Source organism: Candidatus Arsenophonus triatominarum, assembly GCF_001640365.1.
Taxonomy (GTDB): Bacteria; Pseudomonadota; Gammaproteobacteria; order Enterobacterales; family Enterobacteriaceae; genus Arsenophonus; species Arsenophonus triatominarum.
Map to the genome: position 1 here is coordinate 350047 of NZ_LWMI01000016.1, position 19620 is coordinate 369666.

Here is a 19620-nt window from a genome sequence, read left to right on the forward strand (position 1 = left end):
TCTTAATGGAATAATTATGCAATATGTAATTTCTATAAATAGACTAACATTGATGTTTTGTAAGGATTTTTGGCTTTATTAAGCTTATTTTGTTGTTTTTTATGCATCATTAATGCAATTTTATTGATTGTTTAGCCATGCCCTTAAATATAAAACAATGAATTGGGCTCATGATTAGCCAATACATTAGTCCTGAAAAACCGGCAGGATGCCACCATGCTCTGACATCTAACGTTCGATATTTGCCACAATCCTTGATGGTAAAAATTAAACGCCCTAGTCCCTGTGCTTTCATACCAAATAATAGGGTTAATTGATGTCTGGGTTTGATATTAATCACTTTCCAGCTATCGATCATGTTGCCTAAATATAATTCTTCATGTTTAGGGCGGCCATATTTTACTTTGTTGAGCATTGAATCATAAATCAAGGCGCGTAATTGCCATAAAATATTGGCGTAGAAACATCCTCTTTTGCCACCAATTTGTTGCACGATTTGCCAAATAGTCCGGCTAGTAGCGCGGATTGTTAGCGTAAAACCGGCATCTTTCGGATAATAACTAACCTGAGTTCGGGATAAGCATTATCAATTATGCTTGAAGATATGTTCCTGCCACCGGTATCTTTGGTTTAGATGGAATTAAACAATATGCAACCAGCCCGGCTAATAAATTCACTACAAAGTTAGCAGGAGAGCGGTGCCGCGTATGCGCTATCTGACAAAAATTTTTTAACTCATCAAATACCGTTTCAATGACAGAACGATGACGCAAAATGGCTTTGTCGAAACAAGTCTGTTCAACAGGCTTCATTTTCTTCTTGATATTCGTTATAAGGTTAATTCCCATTGTTTTCAGTTGCTGTTTCAGTGAAGCCGATAAATACCCTTTATCCGCATACAAACAACCAGAAAGAGCTTTTATAGCTAGGCGACTTAATTTTGATTACAAGGTGTGTTATGAGTTATACAATTGATTTTCGACGTAAAGTAATATCTGTAAGGAAAGCCGAAGGTTTAACAATTCGAGAAACTGCGAAACAATTCCGTATTGGAAAAGCGTCTTTAGTACGTTGGCTTAAACGACCAGAGCCAAAAAATTCAACGCCACGTAAGAGGAAGCTCGATAAAAATGCTTTAGCAAAAGATGTGGAACAGTATCCAGATGCTTACCAAAAGGAACGGGCAGAGCGATTCGGTGTTTGTAAAAAGACTATTTGGCAATCCCTTAAAAAGCTGGGATTAACCTATAAAAAAAACTCTATTCCATCCAAAAACCAACGAAAGCGACAGGCTGGCACATCAGCAAAAAAGACAACAGTATGAAAAAAAAGATAAATCTGTTGTTTTTATTGATGAAAGTGGTTTTTCACATGACACTCCACGAACTCGCGGCTATTCCCCAAAAGGTCACCGTTGTTTTGGCCTGAAAAACTGGGGTGCTAAGGGAAGAACAAATGTTATTGGCACTTTATTGGGAACAACCCTTTTTGCTATCGGATTATTTGATTGCAATATTAATCGTGATGTTTTTTATGTTTGGATCACAAAAATATTGCTCCCAGAACTTCCTGAAAATTCTGTTATTTTTATGGACAACGCTAGCTTTCACAAAGGTAAGAATATTGAACAGGCAATTATAAACGCAGGACACCAGATAGAATATTTGCCTGTGTATTCACCAGATTTAAATCCTATAGAACATAAATGGTCTCAAGCTAAACGTAAAAAGATGGAAACAGGATGCACTATCGATGACCTGTTTTTAATACATATGCTGTAATCAAAATTAAGTCGCCTAGCTATATGACTAAATCATCACTATCCCAACATGATGCTGTAGTGGTCAACTAAAATTGGCCACTACAATATTGATAACAAAATCCTATCGTTATTTGCATTAGGCATGAGTTATCATGATATTAAGCGTGTTGCTTAATAGTGAAATAAGGGTATTTCGGTGATTGAAGTAAATTTTAGGCTGTTCTGAGATGGAAATTCCAAAGACCGGCACTAAGGAGTAAAAAGGTATCATCAATAAAGGGTCTACGATTCCGTAAAATTTGGGTCATACAACCGAGGCGCTTGATACCCGCGATGGCGTGTTCAACCGTAATACGGATGCCCGAGATTATTTGATTTTCTTGTTTTTGTTCAGGCGATAAAGGTCTTTTTCGAGTTCCTTTTTTTGGGATTTGTGTATTAGGATGCTGTTTATCTATACCTTGAAAACCGGTATCGGCCCAGATGGTTACCTCAGGGGGAATATGGCGAATTATATCGACTTTATCGAGTAAGCGTTTATCGTGACGGCGCCCATTTTTGATCATGGGGATAAATCCAATTTTCCTCGTTTCGTCAGTCATAATAAGCCCTTTTCGAGTGGTCTGTCTTTTCTTTCCCGAATACATTTTTTTTCGCCGACGCAGATTCTTAGGCTTTTGGACAGGTCGCTCTGTCCCATCAATAAAGACGTCTTTAACTCCAGGAAAGGCGCGAAAAAATTCCTCAGCAGAGCGAATTTGACGAGCGGGCAAAACACATTCTCGCCCCAAGGTCATCTCTAAAACCGGCAATAATATTTTTACCCAGCGACATACCCGTGTTCTATCTAAACCAAAAAGAAGTCCTTGCAAATCATAGGTCGGATAACATTTTAAATACAATAAAATAAAAAGCAGTTTATCTAATGGGGTTGGGATAAATCCTTTCTGCCCTGCACCCATTTGCCGCTCGTGATCTTTTCGATTCTTTTTCCGATAAATCAAATAACAAGCTGAAAATTCAGCGGCTAAATTTTTCAATTCTTCGACTGATAATCCAATGATTGCTTTACATAAACGATTATCTCGTAACAACCGCTCTTTGTTGATCATTTCAAACCGTTATTTTCTAAGTTAAACCTCTTTTTATTGTCTATAGCGTGACAAAAAATGCAAGTCTCTATTCAGCAACTATTTTATTGGCTGAGCGTTCTGACTTACATAACCGTGGTATACAAGATATTTTAATCGCTTGTGTTGACGGATTAAAAGGGTTTCCAGAAGCGATGGCCAGTATTTTCCCGCAGACAGAAGTTCAGCCATGCGTAGTTCATCAAATTCGCAATAGCTTACGTTATATTGCCAGTAAAGACCAAAAAGCCTTTATGGCTGATTTTAAGCCGGTTTATCGTGCAGATACTAAAGCGGCTGCTGAGCTTGCCCTTGATGAACTGGAAACGAAATGGGGTGAAAAATACCCGATAGTGCTAGAATCCTGGCGAAGTAAATGGGAGTTGCTCAGTGCTTATTTTCGATACCCTAAAGCCATTAGAAAACCCATTTATACGACCAATGCAGTAGAGGCGGTTCATCGGCAGTTTAGGACATTAACTAAAACCAAAGGGGCTTTTCCTAATGAAAACAGCTTATTAAAATTACTCTATATTGGCATCAATCAGGTATCCAACAAATGGACTATGCCGATTAGTAACTGGGCGTTAACCATTGCTCAATTGTCCATCTATTTTAAAGGGCGCTTAGATGGTATAATCAAAAGATAAAATCCCCTGACACAGAATTATGAACACCCTCATTTTCTTATTTTTAATCTAACTTAGTGGATACTACTATGTTTTCATTTAGTCCAAGGTTGCAAACCAGAACATGTTGCCAGTGGTTAGTTTCTTTCTTGTCCTTATCTTGTGGTTTATTCTTTCTTTTTAATGCAACGTTAGTTGAGAGTGCTACCTTAACCAATATAACTTCAAGGCAAACTATTCAAAACCAATTAAATGCCTTAAGTAATCGTAGCAATTTAACTGCGTATGAAACGCTAGCTTTATCTGACTACAAAAAAGCCATCCAATTTTATGATGAATTAGCTGGATTAGAAAAACAAGCTGAATTAATGCAAAAAAGAGTGATGCAAGCGCCAAGAGAAGCGCGATATGCACTTGATAATTTAGCTAAAATTAAACGTGAGCAACAACAAAGTGAGCAGACTAAAACTGAATATCAGCATTTATCATTATGGCAACTCGAGAGCCAGTTAAAAAATAAATTAGAAATATTACAAAACCAGCAGGAAAATCTGGCCAATATTAATAACAACTTAGTTTCATTACAAACCCAGCCAGAGCGAGCAATGAATATTATGCTAGAAAATGCTCGGCGGCTACAAGATATTCGTTACCAACTAAATAATGATTTCTCTTCCAATGACGATATTCGGCCTTCTTTGCAAGTATTATTGCAAGTGGAACAATTATACCTGCAGCAGCAAAATAAATTTCAGCAACACTCATTACAAGCTAATACTCAATTACAGGATGTGCTACAGAAGCAACGTGATTATACAGCAACTTATCTTGAGTTAATTCAAAGTGATATACAATATATTCAGGCTGCTATTAATAATAAACGCTTAAATTATTCTGAGGAAACCGCTAAAGAAGCGCAACGCTCAACGATAAATAGTCAGGAGGTGGAAGAATATCCGGTAATTAAACATGAAAAAGCGATTAATAAAGCACTGAGTGAACGTTTGATCTCAGTAACTCAAGATAGTAACCAATTAGTACAAAAAGGAATAAGGATTAAATCTTGGCTAGAAAGAGCCATACAAGTAGAGAGTAATTTAAAAGAGCAAATTACTGTTTTACGAGGAAGTCTATTACTTTCACGCATCCTTTTTCAAAAACAGATTAATTTGCCACCGAATATACTGACAAAAAATCTGCCCATCTTAATTGCCGATTTACGGCTGGAACAGTTTGATATTAACCAAGAGCGTGATCAGTTATATCAGTCTTCTAATTATATTAATAAGTTGGCCGATACAATAAATGATTCAATAGTAGATAAGACTAAGACCATGCCACTTTCGAAGGAAGTCTGGCGGGCTTTGGAGTCACTGATTGATATACGCCGTGACCTTTTAGAACAGTTAAATATTCAACTGGGTAATCAGATTTCTCAGGCGATTAATTTACAGTTAGATCAACAACAATTACTGGGTGTCATTGATTCTTTAGAACAGACATTAGCTCAGCAAATTTTTTGGGTAAATAGTAATAAACCGATTGATCTGACATGGCTAACTTCTTTTCCTGATGCGGCGAAAGCAGAAATTACCGCTTTTAATTTTAAATTACCATTAGTTAGCATAGTCAAAGGGTTAATTAACTCTTCTGTTGTCACGATTCCCCTTTTGTTGGCTTGTCTGTTCTTTTTTGGGATGAATCGCAAGTTTAAACAGCGTTTAAAAGAAATCAATGAGGAAGTTAGAGTGTTCAAAAAAGATAGCCAATTACATACCCCTGTAGCGTTAATTTTAACCCTAATGATGACGTTTCCTGGTGCTTTTATTGTACTCGTTGTCGGTTACTGGTTTTTAAAAACAGGTAATCCTCATGGTGATTTTGTTTGGAGTTTTGCCCTGCAATTGGCTTTATTTTGGGTTTTATTTAGATGGTGTATTAATATTCTTAAGCCTGATGGTATTGCAGAAAATCATTTTTTAATTGCTAAAAAAGAGAATACCTGGTTACGCCAACATTTGATAAATTTGATGTTGCCGTTAATTGTGTTGATTTATTGGTCAAGTTATGGCGTCATGTATCCTTTGCGGTTGGCGGATGACGTCATCGGACAATTGATTGTTCTAATATTTCTGTTTTTGGTTTTTCTATTTACTTTGCCGTTTTGCCGTCGGATCTGGCAACTAAAAGGTGGGCATTTAACTCGCACTATTGTTATTACCATATTGGCTTTTTCTCCATTAGTACTAATTGGTTTAATGATGGTCGGTTATTATTACACTACTCTTCGGCTTTCAAGTCGTTGGATTGATAGTCTCTACTTATTACTCCTTTGGTATATTATTTACCATAGTTGTATTCGTGGATTATCGATAGCAGCGCGCAAGCTTGCTTATAAAAGGGCGTTAGAGCGCCGTCATAATATGACGCGAGAAGAACAAGAAAATGAACCGATCACCGAACCACCAATGTCAATTGAATTGATTAGTCAACAATCTCTACGTTTAACCAGTATGGTATTGTTTTTGATCTTTATCGTCGCTTTTTATTGGATTTGGTCAGATTTCATTACTATTTTCTCATTTTTAGATGGTATTCAACTTTGGCATACGAATGTACAAAGTGAGGCTGGTCATACTTTACAAGCAGTTACCCTAGCTAATTTAATTTTGGCGATTATTATTTTTATTGTCGCTTTAGTGATGACGCGAAATCTACCCGGTTTGTTAGAGGTTTTAGTATTGTCCCGGCTTAAGCTTCGGCAGGGATCAAGCTATGCGATCACGACGATGCTGACCTATATTATCATCGGTATTGGTACAATTATTGTATTAGCAATGTTAGGTGTTACTTGGAATAAGCTACAGTGGCTAGCGGCAGCATTAACATTTGGCTTAGGTTTTGGTCTACAAGAAATTTTTGCCAACTTTGTTTCGGGTATTATTATTCTGTTTGAACGGCCGGTCAGAATTGGTGATACTGTTACGATTGGTAATTTTTCAGGCACAGTGAGTAAAATTCGTATTCGAGCAACCACCATAACTGATTTTGATCGCAAAGAAGTCATTATTCCTAACAAAGCATTTGTGACTGAACGTTTAATAAATTGGTCGTTAACAGATACTATTACCCGTATTATTATCAAGCTAGGCGTTGCCTATGGTTCTGATCTTGATAAAGTGAAGGCGATTTTATTACAGACAGCGCAAAGTAATAATAAGATCATGTCAGATCCTGCGCCATTAGTATTTTTTACTGATTTTGGCGACAGTACTCTTAATCATGAATTACGTTTTTATGTTCGCCAGATAGCGGATAGAAGCACAACCTTGGACGAAGTTAATCGACTGATTGATCGCTTATGTCGAGAACAAAATATCAATATTGCTTTTAATCAGTTAGAAGTTCATCTTCATAATAGCAAAGGTGATTCTGTGCAAGAAGTTGAGCGTACGCTAGGCGGTGTGTAGTGGTCAACTAAAATTGGCCACCCTGACTGTTCACGGAACAGTCGCTCTGATTCGTTTGGCGTTAATCCACCGTTATACCAGTGAGGTCTTATATCGCTATAGTAGTGGGTTATGTAGCGAATAATGGCTGACTGAGCAGTACTAAAGTGTATTAGTCTTAACTTAATCCGACAATTCTGATTTAAAAAAGAGCGTTACCGGTTTTAATTAACATCATTAGATAATTAAATAAAAGGTAATTCTATGTATCAAACAAATAATCCTATCATCAAACATAAAGTCGGGTTACTTAACCTCGCTGAAGAGCTTAATAACGTCTCAAAAGCCTGTAAGATTATGGGGGTATCCCGAGATACGTTTTATCGCTACCAGGAACTTGTTAACGATGGTGGGATAGACGCTTTAATTAATCAAAATCGACGGGTGGTGCCTAACGTAAAAAATAGAGTAGATGAACAGATTGAAAGCGCTGTAGTCGAGTATGCGATTGAATACCCTGCACACGGTCAACACCGCAGTAGTAATGAACTAAGAAAAAAAGGCATTTTTGTTTCGGGGAGTGGCGTTCGCTCTATTTGGCTGCGCCATAATCTCGAAAATTTTACAAAACGCCTAAAAGCGCTTGAAGATAAAATCGCAACAGAAGGAATTATCCTGTCAGAATCACAAATCAGTGCTCTAGAAAAGAAAGCGCAAGATGATGAAGCCTGTGGTGAGATTGAAACAGCGCATCCAGGTTATCTGGGTTCACAAGATACTTTTTATGTCGGTCATTTAAAAGGCGTTGGTCGTGTTTATCAACAAACTTACATTGATACTTACAGTAAAGTCGTTCATTGTAAGCTTTACACAACAAAAAGCGCGATAACGGCGGCAGATTTATTAAATGACAAGGTTCTCCCTTTTTATTCCCAGCATGGGTTACCGGTGTTACGTATACTGACGGACAGAGGCAGTGAGTATTGTGGTAAAGTTGAACATCACGATTATCAACTTTATCTCGCTATCAATGATATTGATCATACAAAAACTAAAGCTCGTTCACCTCAAACTAATGGGATTTGTGAACGCTTTCATAAAACTGTATTACAAGAGTTCTATCAGGTGGCTTTTCGTAAGAAAATCTATAGGGCTTTAAATGAATTACAAGCTGATTTAGATAAATGGTTAGCGGAATATAATAACCAACGCACTCATCAAGGAAAAATGTGTTGCGGTCGAACTCCTATGGCAACTTTACACGATGGAAAACAACTTTGGAGAGAGAAAGATTTAAATCAAATTTAACCTGACAGGTACTGTATAAATAACCGATAACTGTCAGATTAAGTCTGAGCTACTACAACTAAAGCTTTGGTAGCCAGTCGTTGGCACCCATTCGGTCTTCAGACTACGGAAGAATCGTTCCATCGGACTATTATCCCAACAATTCCCTCTGCGACTGATACTTTGGGTCATCTGATAACGCCACAATGCCTGCCTATACTGACGACTGGTATAATGACTTCCCTGATCACTATGGAACATCACCTGTTTGGGATGCCCACGTAGTTCCCAAGCCATTTGTAGTGCTTTGGCTGTTAATTCTGAGTCTGGTGCAAATGACATTGCCCAGCTCACCGGTTTTCGGGCAAACAAATCCAATACCACAGCCAGATAGGCCCATCGTGAGCCTGTCCAAATATAGGTTACATCGCCGCACCAAACCTGGTCAGGCTTTGTAACAGCGAACTGCCTATTGAGCAGATTTGGAATATCAATACGTTCATTTCCACCGCGGTTGTATTTATGTTTTCGCTCTTGGCAACTGACGATGATTAATTCTTTCATCAACTTACCCGCTAACCACCGCCCAAGTTTCACGTTGTGTGTATTGGTAACCATCGTGGCGATAGTCCTTGCGCCAGCAGAGCCGCCACTAACCTTCCACGCTTCGCTGACTAGGCTACGTTTTATCGTCCGCTCAATATCTGGCTCCTTAGGCCGACACCAATAGCGATAACTGCTTCGGTGAACATTAAAAATACGACACAAAGTTTTCACCGGATAAAGCACTCTTAGCTTTTCAACTACCGAAAATTTTTCAGTGAGTCGGACATTAAGAGCGCAGTAGCCTTTTTTAAGATGTCATTCTCCATTTCCAGCCGGTGGATTTTTTTCTTCATTTCTCTGAACTCAATTTGTTCAGGTGTTAATGGCAGACCAGGCGATGTTTTCCCTTGACGTTCTAAACGAAGGGCTCTTACCCACCGGCTAATCGCTGAAAGACTGACGTTCATGCCTTTCGCGGCTTCCTGGTAGGTGTAATTTTGGTCAAGGACTAATTTGGCGGTTTCACATTTAAATTCAGCAGTAATTATTTTACTCATTTCGGCACCTATAAAAATTATGAGGTAAGCATATCACCTCAACTTAGGTGGCCAAATTTAGTATGCCACTACAGCTTGTAATTCGGCTAAATCACGAGTTTCGCACAGGCATATAAAATTCCAGAAATGGCTTAAAAGCAATGGTTAATTTGCAAGTTACTAAAACGTATAAATTTGTTTAAATTATAATAAGTTGCTTTTAATTTATAAGATTTTGTCTATTTATATATTATGCTGAATTAAACTTAAAAATAGAGCGTTTTTTTATTGGTGCGAAACTCGTGAAATAAAGAATAAGGATTTATTAAAATATCACCACCAACGAAATGAGAAACTAATAAATAAAATCAGCAAGTTACTAATAAAGCAAATGTAATAGTACAATAAAAATAACATTATATTTATATTCTATTTTTTGCCATAAAACCTTATGTCAAAATTAATCAACCTATTTAGTAAATTTAATCAGTAAAATAAGATATTATTTTTATTCTTTTTTCTATTATTAAAATTATCCTTTTATTGTTAGAAGTTTATTTTAATCATAATGGATAACAAAATATTACCTTATATTGTAAAAGTTTAATTTTAGAATCAATTTATCACTATAAATACATTATTATTTAAGATAAAAGTGACATATCCAGATGGATAAACCCCATTAAAATTGACTTAAGCAGTAAAAATTGCAATTGAAAACTAGGGTCGAAGTGTGTGATCCGTTATTATATCCACGATTTTTTGAAAAGGAATAACGAGGAAGCCTTGAGATGTGGTTTAAAAATTTAATGATCTACCGCTTAAATCGGGAATTTACATTATCCGTCGATAAGCTTGAAAAACAACTTGCCACACTGGCTTATAGCCCATGCGGAAGCCAAGATATGATGAAAATAGGTTGGACGTCACCGATGGAGCCTCACAGTGAAGCGCTAATACACTCGGTTAATAATCAAATTCTACTTTGTGCACAGAAGGAAGAAAAACTGCTGCCAGCACAAGTTATCAAACAAGAGTTACAAGCAAAAATTAAAAAACTAGAAACAGCTCAGGCGCGAAAACTGAAAAAAAGCGAAAAAGATCCATTGAAAGACGAAGTAATTCATGCGCTTTTGCCCAGAGCTTTTAGTAAAATCAGTCATACTTATATCTGGTTAGATATAATCAATAACCTGATTATCGTAGATGCAGCCAGTACTAAGCGTGCTGAAGATAACCTGGCTTTTTTACGTAAAACATTAGGTTCGCTGCCAGTTGTACCTTTAAGTTATCAAAATCCGATCGAACTGACATTAACTGAGTGGGTACGCTCGGGCCAACCAGCCAATGGTTTTAGTTTATTGGACGAAGCTGAATTAAAAGCACCTGTTGAAGAAGATGGCGTGATCCGTTGTAAAAAACAAGATTTATGCTGCGATGAAATTATTGCCCATATTGAAGCTAAAAAACGGGTAACAAAATTAGCATTAGAATGGGAAGAGCGTATTCAATTCATTCTTTCGGACGACGGAACTGTTAAAAGACTAAAATTTAGTGATCTAATAAAAGAACAAAATGATGATATTGATAAAACAGATTTTGCCCAACGTTTTGATGCTGATTATATCTTGATGACAAACAAAATAAGTGCGTTGATAAAATGCCTAATTGATGCTTTAAGTGCAGAAATGAATACTTAATGTGATTGGCTTAGTAATGCACTAAAACCATTGGGAATGGCGATTTTTAATCGCCAATTTAATTTTATCGATTAGGTAAATTCCCCCTTCCCTGGCTGAATGATAAATAAACTCATATCACTATACCTTTATTTGTTTAAATGAATAAATATAATTATTTGTAATAACTTATATACTTTTTATTACAAAATTGCCAACCATATAGATTATTATTTATGATTCTCAGATTAGGATTTTATCGCTAAAAATAATAGCAATAACTGTTTCAGTTATATAAGGCAGGGAGTTTTATTAAAATCAATAATATAAATATATTAAAAAGCAAATAAGAATTTTTCTTATTTACTTAACAGAGAATTGAATATACCGATTTTTATATTGAAAATATTAAATAGACACGAGTTTCGCACCAATAAAAAAACGCTCTATTTTTAAGTTTAATTCAGCATAATATATAAATAGACAAAATCTTATAAATTAAAAGCAACTTATTGTAATTTAAATAAATTTATACGTTTTAGTAACTTGCAAATTAACCATTGTTTTTAAGCCATTTCTGGAATTTTATATTCTTGTGCGAAACTCGTGATAGATTAAAAAAAACGTTATTTTGGCTAGATAACGTTAATACTAATATAGTTAAATATTATTGATATACTTTGCTGTATGTAGTTATCAAATCAGTCAGCCCATTAAAATTTCTAAAAAATAGCTGTAAATCATAGCTAGCTTAGGAAATGCTCATGTTAATTAGCTAATAAATACAATTAGATATAAATTCTATTGTAAACATAACTATATTGTTTATACAAATAAATACAAAAATTCTGCTATCAATAGTGATTATCTACAATATTAATAATATATTATCTAATATTTATTCTATAATTAAACTCTATTTTGATGCAAGTATTTTTTTGTTAAATTATTTTGTCAATTTATAACGCAATTAAATTACCTTATTTTTTATAGGTAATTATACTGTACATTAAAACTGATCTTACTTAGTGTATTCATTAGAATTATATATATTATAAATAGAATTTAACTAGTATATAATAAAAAATTGCTAATGTTTACTTCCAATTTATTAGCTTAAGAAAAATGAAATTAATAACCATAAATAATATAAAATATGAATATAAATTTTTTGTTGTTATATCTTAACTTCAATTAATAGTTTATTATTTTACTACATTAATAAATTTGGAATTATTAATTATATTACTTATTAACCATATAATTAACATGGATATGAAATATAAAAATATATAACACTATTGATTTATTACTAACCTAATTGAATAAATACTGGGTATTTAATTACCCAGTTTTGACATTATTAGCAATACTCTATTTTGTACTCTGTGACATTTCTATGCCAACTAATCCCACTTTAAGATAGCCAGATTTACGTAATAAGTTCATTACATCCATTATCTTTTCATAATTTACTGTTTTATCTGCTTGAAAAAAAATAGTGGTTTCTTTATTTGTACCGGTTATTAGATCCAATGCTGATGCCAATTGTTCCTGAGAGACATTTTGCTCTCCAACATACATTTGACCATTCGCTTTCACTGTTAAAAATAACGGTTTTTCCGGTCTAGGTTGGGGTTTAGCTGCAGAAGCCGGTAAATCAACTTTAATATCTACTGTCGCTAAAGGTGCAGCAACCATGAAAATAATCAGTAAAACCAACATTACATCAATAAATGGTGTAACATTAATTTCATGCATTTCACCATTATCATTTAAATCATCGTTTAAACGGATCGCCATAAGCACTTACCTTTCTTTTTTACTATCAGCTAAATCCAAATCTCTACCTAATAATACCGTCGCTTGAGCAGCTACATCACCCAGTTGACCACGGTAAGTATTAATCATGCGTGCAAATAAATTATAAATAACCACCGCCGGTATCGCAGCTACCAGCCCTATTGCTGTGGCCAACAAAGCTTCTGCTATACCGGGCGCAACAACTGCTAAATTAGTCGTCTGAGAATGGGCTATACTAATAAAGCTATTCATAATTCCCCAAACCGTACCAAATAAACCGATAAAGGGAGAAATTGCCCCTATGGTTGCTAAATAACCATTACCTCGTCCCATGTAACGACTAATTGAAGCAACCACTCTTTCAAGGCGAAAACTGGCACGATCTTTGGTTCCATTTGAATCATGACTGCCAGCTGATAATGTTTTTTCCGCCACAACTTCATCATATAATTTTCTAGTAACACTACTTTTTTTAAATGTTGCAGCAATTTCTACCACATCATCGAGTGATTTTACTTTAGATAGTTTTTGTTGTTCTTTTCGTAGCTGTCGGTATGCTCCAATCAATTCGATGCTTTTTGAGAAAAACAGTGCCCAGGTAATGATTGAAGCAACAATTAATCCTAGCATTACTACCTTTACAACCATGTCAGCATGCTGATACATACTCCAAACCGAAAGATCTTGATCAAATCCTCCTTGTGCAGTTAATAAATTAGGTTCCTGTTGTAGACTCACTAAATTTTTTTCCGCAGCAAGCTGTTTCTCGCTCGATTGCTCTTCATTAGCTGAAGTCGTTTGGATTTGATTTGTAGTGGATATATCTTGCTGATTAAGTGTATTAACAGGCTGAAACTGCTCAGACAGACCTGCCGGATTTGTCTCGGCGAATGTTATATTTATCAAACTCATTGCCAATAAAATAGAAGCTATCAATTTACGCATCAGTTGGCTATCACTCTTCGGTTATTTAACGTGATCCTTTTAGCTGATCATAACTTATGCCAGCTAGTCTATTGGTAGTAAATTTTGATTTACCACGCTTACATTATGAAAAACTGAGTGATCATACCAGACATTAAATCATTTGATAGTAATTATCATTACTATTTGATGAATTTTTTATTTATCACGAGTTTCGCACAGGCATATAAAATTCCAGAAATGGCTTAAAAGCAATGGTTAATTTGCAAGTTACTAAAACGTATAAATTTATTTAAATTACAATAAGTTGCTTTTAATTTATAAGATTTTGTCTATTTATATATTATGCTGAATTAAACTTAAAAATAGAGCGTTTTTTTATTGGTGCGAAACTCGTGTTTGAGAGAAGCAAATATTAAAAATGGCAAATATCTGTTGCGATTATCAGTTATTAAAACAAGTCAAATTGCAGCAAAACTTATTGATAGCAGTTAAATAAACACGAGTTTCGCAATCTCCAAAAAAGAAGTATAAATTTAAAAACAAGAAAAAATTAGGGTGCTTATATTTTGTCCGGTTATCCATGCATTAAAAATATCTATAAAACATTCTTACAAGTAAGCAGTGTAAGATACTCTGGTTTGGCGTTATCAGAAGTAAGCCCATCGCCTTTATCTCATGACACTATTAGTCGATGGCTAAAAAGTCGATGTTTTCGACCTAAAGACTTATGGCGATTAGTTCAACCTTCTATAGACAAAAAAAGCCCTTGCGTACTAATTGCCGATGATACATTGATTGCCAAAACACGTAGTAAAAAAATAGAGATGGTCCATTATCAATATTCAGGTAATGAACATGATATTATTGCTGGCGTAGGTTTAGTTAATTTACTTTGGCATAATCTAACAACTGTTGAATCAATTCCTATTGATTATCGTATTTATGATAAAGATTCTGATGGAAAAACAAAAAATACGCACTTTTCCGAAATGCTCGCTCTTGCTAAAAAAGAGGGATCATACCAGAAGCGGTAGTGATGGATGCCTGGTATTCTAGCCTGGATAATCTGAAATCAATTCGCTCTCATGGTTGGGTCAGGGTAACCACGCTGAGGAAAAACAGGATTGTTAACCATAACAAACAACTGAACAAGTTAGACATCTCAGAAGAAGGAACCTTAATACACTTACGAGGTTATGGTTGGGTGACTGTTTTCAAATTTACAGCCAAAAACGGCCGTATTGATTACATGGTAACACGAGTTTCGCACCAATAAAAAAACGCTCTATTTTTAAGTTTAATTCAGCATAATATATAAATAGACAAAATCTTATAAATTAAAAGCAACTTATTGTAATTTAAACAAATTTATACGTTTTAGTAACTTGCAAATTAACCATTGCTTTTAAGCCATTTCTGGAATTTTATATGCCTGTGCGAAACTCGTGTCATTTAATTTTGATGAAGCGTTGAAGCAATTACAATCAGGTAAAAATTTACTCGGTACGGATGGAATACTCACACCACTCATAAAACAGCTGACCGAAGCTGCCCTGCAGGCAGAAATAGAACACTACCTATCGACAACGTCAATCGATACGCGTAAAAATGGCTATACTCGAAAAACGGTTAAATCGACACCAGATCAATTTGAACTGAAAACGCCCAGAGACAGGTCAGGTGCTTTTGAGCCTCAGCTCATTAAGAAAAATCAGACAAAATTATCCGAGGATATTGATAACAAAATCCTATCGTTATTTGCATTAGGCATGAGTTATCGTGATATTCAAAAACATGTTGCAGAATTATATGGACTGGAAATATCAGATGGAGCTATTACGCATATTACTGACAAATTACTCCCTGAATTAAAAGCCTGGCAACAACACCCTCTGGAGGCGCTCTATCCTTTTGTCTGGCTCGATGCCATTCATTACAAGATAAAACATGATGGTCACTATATCAATAAGGCAATCTACTGTAGTGGCATACTAAATTTGGCTACCTAAGTTGAGGTGATATGCTTACCTCATAATTTTTATAGGTGCCGAAATGAGTAAAATAATTACTGCTGAATTTAAATGTGAAACCGCCAAATTAGTCCTTGACCAAAATTACACCTACCAGGAAGCCGCGAAAGGCATGAACGTCAGTCTTTCAGCGATTAGCCGGTGGGTAAGAGCCCTTCGTTTAGAACGTCAAGGGAAAACATCGCCTGGTCTGCCATTAACACCTGAACAAATTGAGTTCAGAGAAATGAAGAAAAAAATCCACCGGCTGGAAATGGAGAATGACATCTTAAAAAAGGCTACTGCGCTCTTAATGTCCGACTCACTGAAAAATTTTCGGTAGTTGAAAAGCTAAGAGTGCTTTATCCGGTGAAAACTTTGTGTCGTATTTTTAATGTTCACCGAAGCAGTTATCGCTATTGGTGTCGGCCTAAGGAGCCAGATATTGAGCGGACGATAAAACGTAGCCTAGTCAGCGAAGCGTGGAACGTTAGTGGCGGCTCTGCTGGCGCAAGGACTATCGCCACGATGGTTACCAATACACACAACGTGAAACTTGGGCGGTGGTTAGCGGGTAAGTTGATGAAAGAATTAATCATCGTCAGTTGCCAAGAGCGAAAACATAAATACAACCGCGGTGGAAATGAACGTATTGATATTCCAAATCTGCTCAATAGGCAGTTCGCTGTTACAAAGCCTGACCAGGGGTGCGGCGATGTAACCTATATTTGGACAGGCTCACGATGGGCCTATCTGGCTGTGGTATTGGATTTGTTCGCCCGAAAACCGGTGGGCTGGGCAATGTCATTTGCACCAGACTCAGAATTAACCGCCAAAGCACTACAAATGGCTTGGGAACTACGTGGGCATCCCAAACAGGTGATGTTCCATAGTGATCAGGGAAGTCATTATACCAGTCGTCAGTATAGGCAGGCATTGTGGCGTTATCAGATGACCCAAAGTATCAGTCGCAGAGGGAATTGTTGGGATAATAGTCCGATGGAACGATTCTTCCGTAGTCTGAAGACCGAATGGGTGCCAACGACTGGCTACCAAAGCTTTAGTACTGCTCAGTCAGCCATCATTCGCTACATAACCCACTACTATAGCGATATAAGACCTCACTGGTATAACGGTGGATTAACGCCAAACGAATCAGAGCGACTGTTCCGTGAACAGTCAGGTAGGGTGGCCAATTTTAGTTGACCACTACACTACACAGTACTTGGACTAACCACCGATGGGCATAAGGAATTGTTAGGACTCTATATGTCTGAAACAGAAGGAGCACATCATTGGCTGAGCGTTCTGACTGACTTACATAACCGTGGTATACAAGATATTTTAATGCTTGTATTGACGGATTAAAAGGGTTTCCAGAAGCGATATAGCTAGGCGACTTAATTTTGATTACAAGGTGTGTTATGAGTTATACAATTGATTTTCGACGTAAAGTAATATCTGTAAGGAAAGCCGAAGGTTTAACAATTCGAGAAACTGCGAAACAATTCCGTATTGGAAAAGCGTCTTTAGTACGTTGGCTTAAACGACCAGAGCCAAAAAATTCAACGCCACGTAAGAGGAAGCTCGATAAAAATGCTTTAGCAAAAGATGTGGAACAGTATCCAGATGCTTACCAAAAGGAACGGGCAGAGCGATTCGGTGTTTGTAAAAAGACTATTTGGCAATCCCTTAAAAAGCTGGGATTAACCTATAAAAAAAAACTCTATTCCATCCAAAAACCAACGAAAGCGACAGGCTGGCACATCAGCAAAAAAGACAACAGTATGAAAAAAAAAGATAAATCTGTTGTTTTTATTGATGAAAGTGGTTTTTCACATGACACTCCACGAACTCACGGCTATTCCCCAAAAGGTCACCGTTGTTTTGGCCTGAAAAACTGGGGTGCTAAGGGAAGAACAAATGTTATTGGCGCTTTATTGGGAACAACCCTTTTTGCTATCGGATTATTTGATTGCAATATTAACCGTGATGTTTTTTATGTTTGGATCACAAAAATATTGCTCCCAGAACTTCCTGAAAATTCTGTTATTTTTATGGACAACGCTAGCTTTCACAAAGGTAAGAATATTGAACAGGCAATTATAAACGCAGGACACCAGATAGAATATTTGCCTGTGTATTCACCAGATTTAAATCCTATAGAACATAAATGGTCTCAAGCTAAACGTAAAAAGATGGAAACAGGATGCACTATCGATGACCTGTTTTTAATACATATGCTGTAATCAAAATTAAGTCGCCTAGCTATAGCCAGTATTTTCCCGCAGACAGTCAGCTATGCGTAGTTCATCAAATTCGCAATAGCTTACGTTATATTGCCAGTAAAGACCAAAAAGCCTTTATGGCTGATTTTAAGCCGGTTTATCGTGCAGATACTAAAGACTGCTGAGCTTGCACTTGATGAACTGGAAACGAAATGGGATGAAAAATACCCGATAGTGCTAGAATCCTGGCGAAGTAAATGGGAGTTGCTCAGTGCTTATTTTCGATACCCTAAAGCCATTAGAAAACCCATTTATACGACCAATGCAGTAGAGGCGGTTCATCGGCAGTTTAGGACATTAACTAAAACCAAAGGGGCTTTTCCTAATGAAAACAGCTTATTAAAATTACTCTATATTGGCATCAATCAGGTATCCAACAAATGGACTATGCCGATTAGTAACTGGGCGTTAACCATCATTGCTCAATTGTCCATCTATTTTAAAGGGCGCCTAGATGGTATAATCAAAAGATAAAATCCCCTGACACAGAATTATGAACACCCTCAATTAAAACCAACTTATTGTAATTTAAACAAATTTATACGTTTTAGTAACTTGCAAATTAACCATTGCTTTTAAGCCATTTCTGGAATTTTATATGCCTGTGCGAAACTCGTGTCAAATAAACATTTTTTATCTAACTGGCTTTTATACTTAACGCTTGAATAAATCCAACATAATTCAGTTTTTTAAGGTAAACTGGCAACTATATCGATTCTTCATTTGGTTGTTCCTAACAGGGTAAGCTATGCAAGTTCTCAATGAGATCGTGATGGCAATTTGGCATCATGATTTTGCTAAACTAAATAATCCCGATATTTTATGGATTATTTATGCTGTACTTTTTACCATTATTGTATTAGAAAACAGTATTCTTCCTGCCGCATTTCTGCCAGGAGATACGTTGCTTATTCTTTCCGGTGCTTTGATTGCAAAAGGTGTTCTTTCCTTTATTCCCACAATTATTATTTTAACTATTGCTGCTAGCTTAGGTTGCTGGTTAGGTTTTTTACAAGGACGCTGGCTTAGTGATACCCATTTAGTAAAACAATGGTTAAAACAGATCCCACAAGAGTATCACGATCGTGCAAACCGATTATTTAATAACCAAGGCTTATATGCGCTTTTGATCGGTCGTTTTTTAGCTTTTGTGCGAACACTATTGCCAGTTTTAGCAGGACTTTCGACTTTGAGCCACCGGCGCTTTCAACTATTCAATTGGCTTAGCGGCCTATTATGGATTGGGATCATTGTTTCTCTAGGTTACGCAATAAATCAAATTTCTTTTATAAAACGCCATGAGAATATCGTTATGAATATTTTAATACTTTTACCGATACTGCTACTCATTAGTGGATTTATTGGCTCACTTGTCGTATATTGGAAACATAAAAAAAGCAATTAAATATTATGGATTTTATTCGCGCAGAATAAGAAAATGGCCCTGTTAAATAGGCCATTTCAAACACGAGTTTCGCACCAATAAAAAACGCTCTATTTTTAAGTTTAATTCAGCATAGTATATAAATAGACAAAATCTTATAAATTAAAAGCAACTCAGCAACTCATTGTAAT

General features: G+C 36.1%; 11 protein-coding genes and 8 pseudogenes. 13 read left to right on the forward strand and 6 right to left on the reverse strand.

The window, feature by feature from the left end; genetic code table 11:
- Window positions 1-109: 109 nt before the first annotated feature.
- Both AYJ55_RS15980 and AYJ55_RS15985 read right to left on the reverse strand, forming a co-directional pair.
- Window positions 110-574 (reverse strand): annotated as a pseudogene (locus tag AYJ55_RS15980) (DUF2867 domain-containing protein); the annotation flags it as partial.
- A gap of 16 nt (window positions 575-590) precedes the next feature.
- Window positions 591-914: pseudogene (locus AYJ55_RS15985) on the reverse strand (transposase); the annotation flags it as partial.
- Between the two features lie 44 nt (window positions 915-958).
- Between AYJ55_RS15985 and AYJ55_RS15990 the strand changes: the two are divergent.
- The gene (locus AYJ55_RS15990) at window positions 959-1324 is read left to right on the forward strand and encodes an IS630 transposase-related protein (protein ID WP_063653415.1); all 366 of its coding nucleotides are present in this window, start codon (window positions 959-961) and stop codon (window positions 1322-1324) included.
- Entirely contained in the window at window positions 1293-1781 is a 489-nt protein-coding gene (locus tag AYJ55_RS15995) for an IS630 family transposase (RefSeq protein ID WP_222703523.1), read from the forward strand. Before AYJ55_RS15990 ends, AYJ55_RS15995 begins: the two co-directional genes overlap by 32 nt.
- Window positions 1782-1974: 193 nt before the next feature.
- Here the strand turns inward: AYJ55_RS15995 and AYJ55_RS16000 are convergent, their stop codons facing one another.
- On the reverse strand, window positions 1975-2874 hold the full coding sequence (locus AYJ55_RS16000) for a transposase family protein (RefSeq protein ID WP_063657012.1): 900 nt from the start codon (window positions 2872-2874) through the stop codon (window positions 1975-1977).
- A gap of 98 nt (window positions 2875-2972) precedes the next feature.
- On the opposite strand from AYJ55_RS16000, the pseudogene AYJ55_RS16005 reads away from it, so the two are divergent.
- From AYJ55_RS16005 to AYJ55_RS16015, 3 genes and pseudogenes are all read left to right on the forward strand, one after another.
- Window positions 2973-3542 (forward strand): annotated as a pseudogene (locus tag AYJ55_RS16005) (IS256 family transposase); the annotation flags it as partial.
- A 68-nt stretch (window positions 3543-3610) separates the two neighbouring features.
- Window positions 3611-6991 (forward strand): mechanosensitive channel MscK, encoded by a 3381-nt coding sequence (mscK, locus tag AYJ55_RS16010; RefSeq protein WP_063657235.1) that lies wholly within the window; start codon window positions 3611-3613, stop codon window positions 6989-6991.
- A 243-nt stretch (window positions 6992-7234) separates the two neighbouring features.
- A complete protein-coding gene (locus AYJ55_RS16015; protein ID WP_063657236.1) occupies window positions 7235-8278 on the forward strand; it encodes an IS481 family transposase in 1044 nt (347 codons plus the stop codon).
- A 57-nt stretch (window positions 8279-8335) separates the two neighbouring features.
- Here AYJ55_RS16015 and AYJ55_RS33400 read toward each other — a convergent pair.
- Window positions 8336-9360 (reverse strand): annotated as a pseudogene (locus tag AYJ55_RS33400) (IS3 family transposase); the annotation flags it as partial.
- 770 nt (window positions 9361-10130) lie between these two features.
- Between AYJ55_RS33400 and rdgC the strand changes: the two are divergent.
- Entirely contained in the window at window positions 10131-11039 is a 909-nt protein-coding gene (gene rdgC, locus AYJ55_RS16030) for a recombination-associated protein RdgC (RefSeq protein ID WP_063657237.1), read from the forward strand.
- Between the two features lie 1353 nt (window positions 11040-12392).
- Here the strand turns inward: rdgC and exbD are convergent.
- Window positions 12393-12821, reverse strand: a complete 429-nt coding sequence (gene exbD / locus AYJ55_RS16035; protein WP_063657238.1) for a TonB system transport protein ExbD — start codon at window positions 12819-12821, stop codon at window positions 12393-12395.
- 6 nt (window positions 12822-12827) lie between these two features.
- Window positions 12828-13766: a tonB-system energizer ExbB gene (gene exbB, locus AYJ55_RS16040; RefSeq protein WP_063657239.1), complete on the reverse strand. Its 939-nt coding sequence runs from the start codon at window positions 13764-13766 to the stop codon at window positions 12828-12830.
- 548 nt (window positions 13767-14314) lie between these two features.
- Between exbB and AYJ55_RS16045 the strand changes: the two are divergent.
- The 7 genes and pseudogenes from AYJ55_RS16045 to AYJ55_RS16080 all read left to right on the forward strand — a co-directional run.
- A pseudogene (locus AYJ55_RS16045) lies at window positions 14315-15006 on the forward strand (IS701 family transposase); the annotation flags it as partial.
- Window positions 15007-15193: 187 nt separating this feature from the next.
- A pseudogene (locus tag AYJ55_RS16055) lies at window positions 15194-15748 on the forward strand (transposase); the annotation flags it as partial.
- A 52-nt stretch (window positions 15749-15800) separates the two neighbouring features.
- A protein-coding gene (locus AYJ55_RS16065) for an IS3 family transposase (protein ID WP_162505633.1) occupies window positions 15801-16963 on the forward strand; the annotation gives its coding sequence in 2 pieces (ribosomal slippage) (window positions 15801-16056 and window positions 16056-16963; 1164 coding nt in all).
- 9 nt (window positions 16964-16972) lie between these two features.
- A pseudogene (locus AYJ55_RS26540) lies at window positions 16973-17145 on the forward strand (transposase); the annotation flags it as partial.
- Window positions 17146-17181: 36 nt separating this feature from the next.
- On the forward strand, window positions 17182-18006 hold the full coding sequence (locus AYJ55_RS16070) for an IS630 family transposase (protein ID WP_063657243.1): 825 nt from the start codon (window positions 17182-17184) through the stop codon (window positions 18004-18006).
- Window positions 18007-18050: 44 nt separating this feature from the next.
- Window positions 18051-18519: pseudogene (locus AYJ55_RS16075) on the forward strand (transposase); the annotation flags it as partial.
- A 274-nt stretch (window positions 18520-18793) separates the two neighbouring features.
- Complete coding sequence (locus AYJ55_RS16080; RefSeq protein ID WP_063657245.1) at window positions 18794-19450, forward strand: DedA family protein; 657 nt, start codon at window positions 18794-18796, stop codon at window positions 19448-19450.
- Window positions 19451-19620: the final 170 nt, after the last annotated feature.

Bases quoted from the DNA above. Each gene is read 5' to 3' on its own strand.
- AYJ55_RS15990 (WP_063653415.1), top strand. From the start codon at position 959: ATGAGTTATACAATTGATTTTCGACGTAAAGTAATATCTGTAAGGAAA.
- AYJ55_RS16000 (WP_063657012.1), bottom strand. From the start codon at position 2,874: ATGATCAACAAAGAGCGGTTGTTACGAGATAATCGTTTATGTAAAGCA.
- mscK (WP_063657235.1), top strand. From the start codon at position 3,611: ATGTTTTCATTTAGTCCAAGGTTGCAAACCAGAACATGTTGCCAGTGG.
- AYJ55_RS16015 (WP_063657236.1), top strand. From the start codon at position 7,235: ATGTATCAAACAAATAATCCTATCATCAAACATAAAGTCGGGTTACTT.
- rdgC (WP_063657237.1), top strand. From the start codon at position 10,131: ATGTGGTTTAAAAATTTAATGATCTACCGCTTAAATCGGGAATTTACA.
- exbD (WP_063657238.1), bottom strand. From the start codon at position 12,821: ATGGCGATCCGTTTAAACGATGATTTAAATGATAATGGTGAAATGCAT.
- exbB (WP_063657239.1), bottom strand. From the start codon at position 13,766: ATGCGTAAATTGATAGCTTCTATTTTATTGGCAATGAGTTTGATAAAT.
- AYJ55_RS16070 (WP_063657243.1), top strand. From the start codon at position 17,182: ATGAGTTATACAATTGATTTTCGACGTAAAGTAATATCTGTAAGGAAA.
- AYJ55_RS16080 (WP_063657245.1), top strand. From the start codon at position 18,794: ATGCAAGTTCTCAATGAGATCGTGATGGCAATTTGGCATCATGATTTT.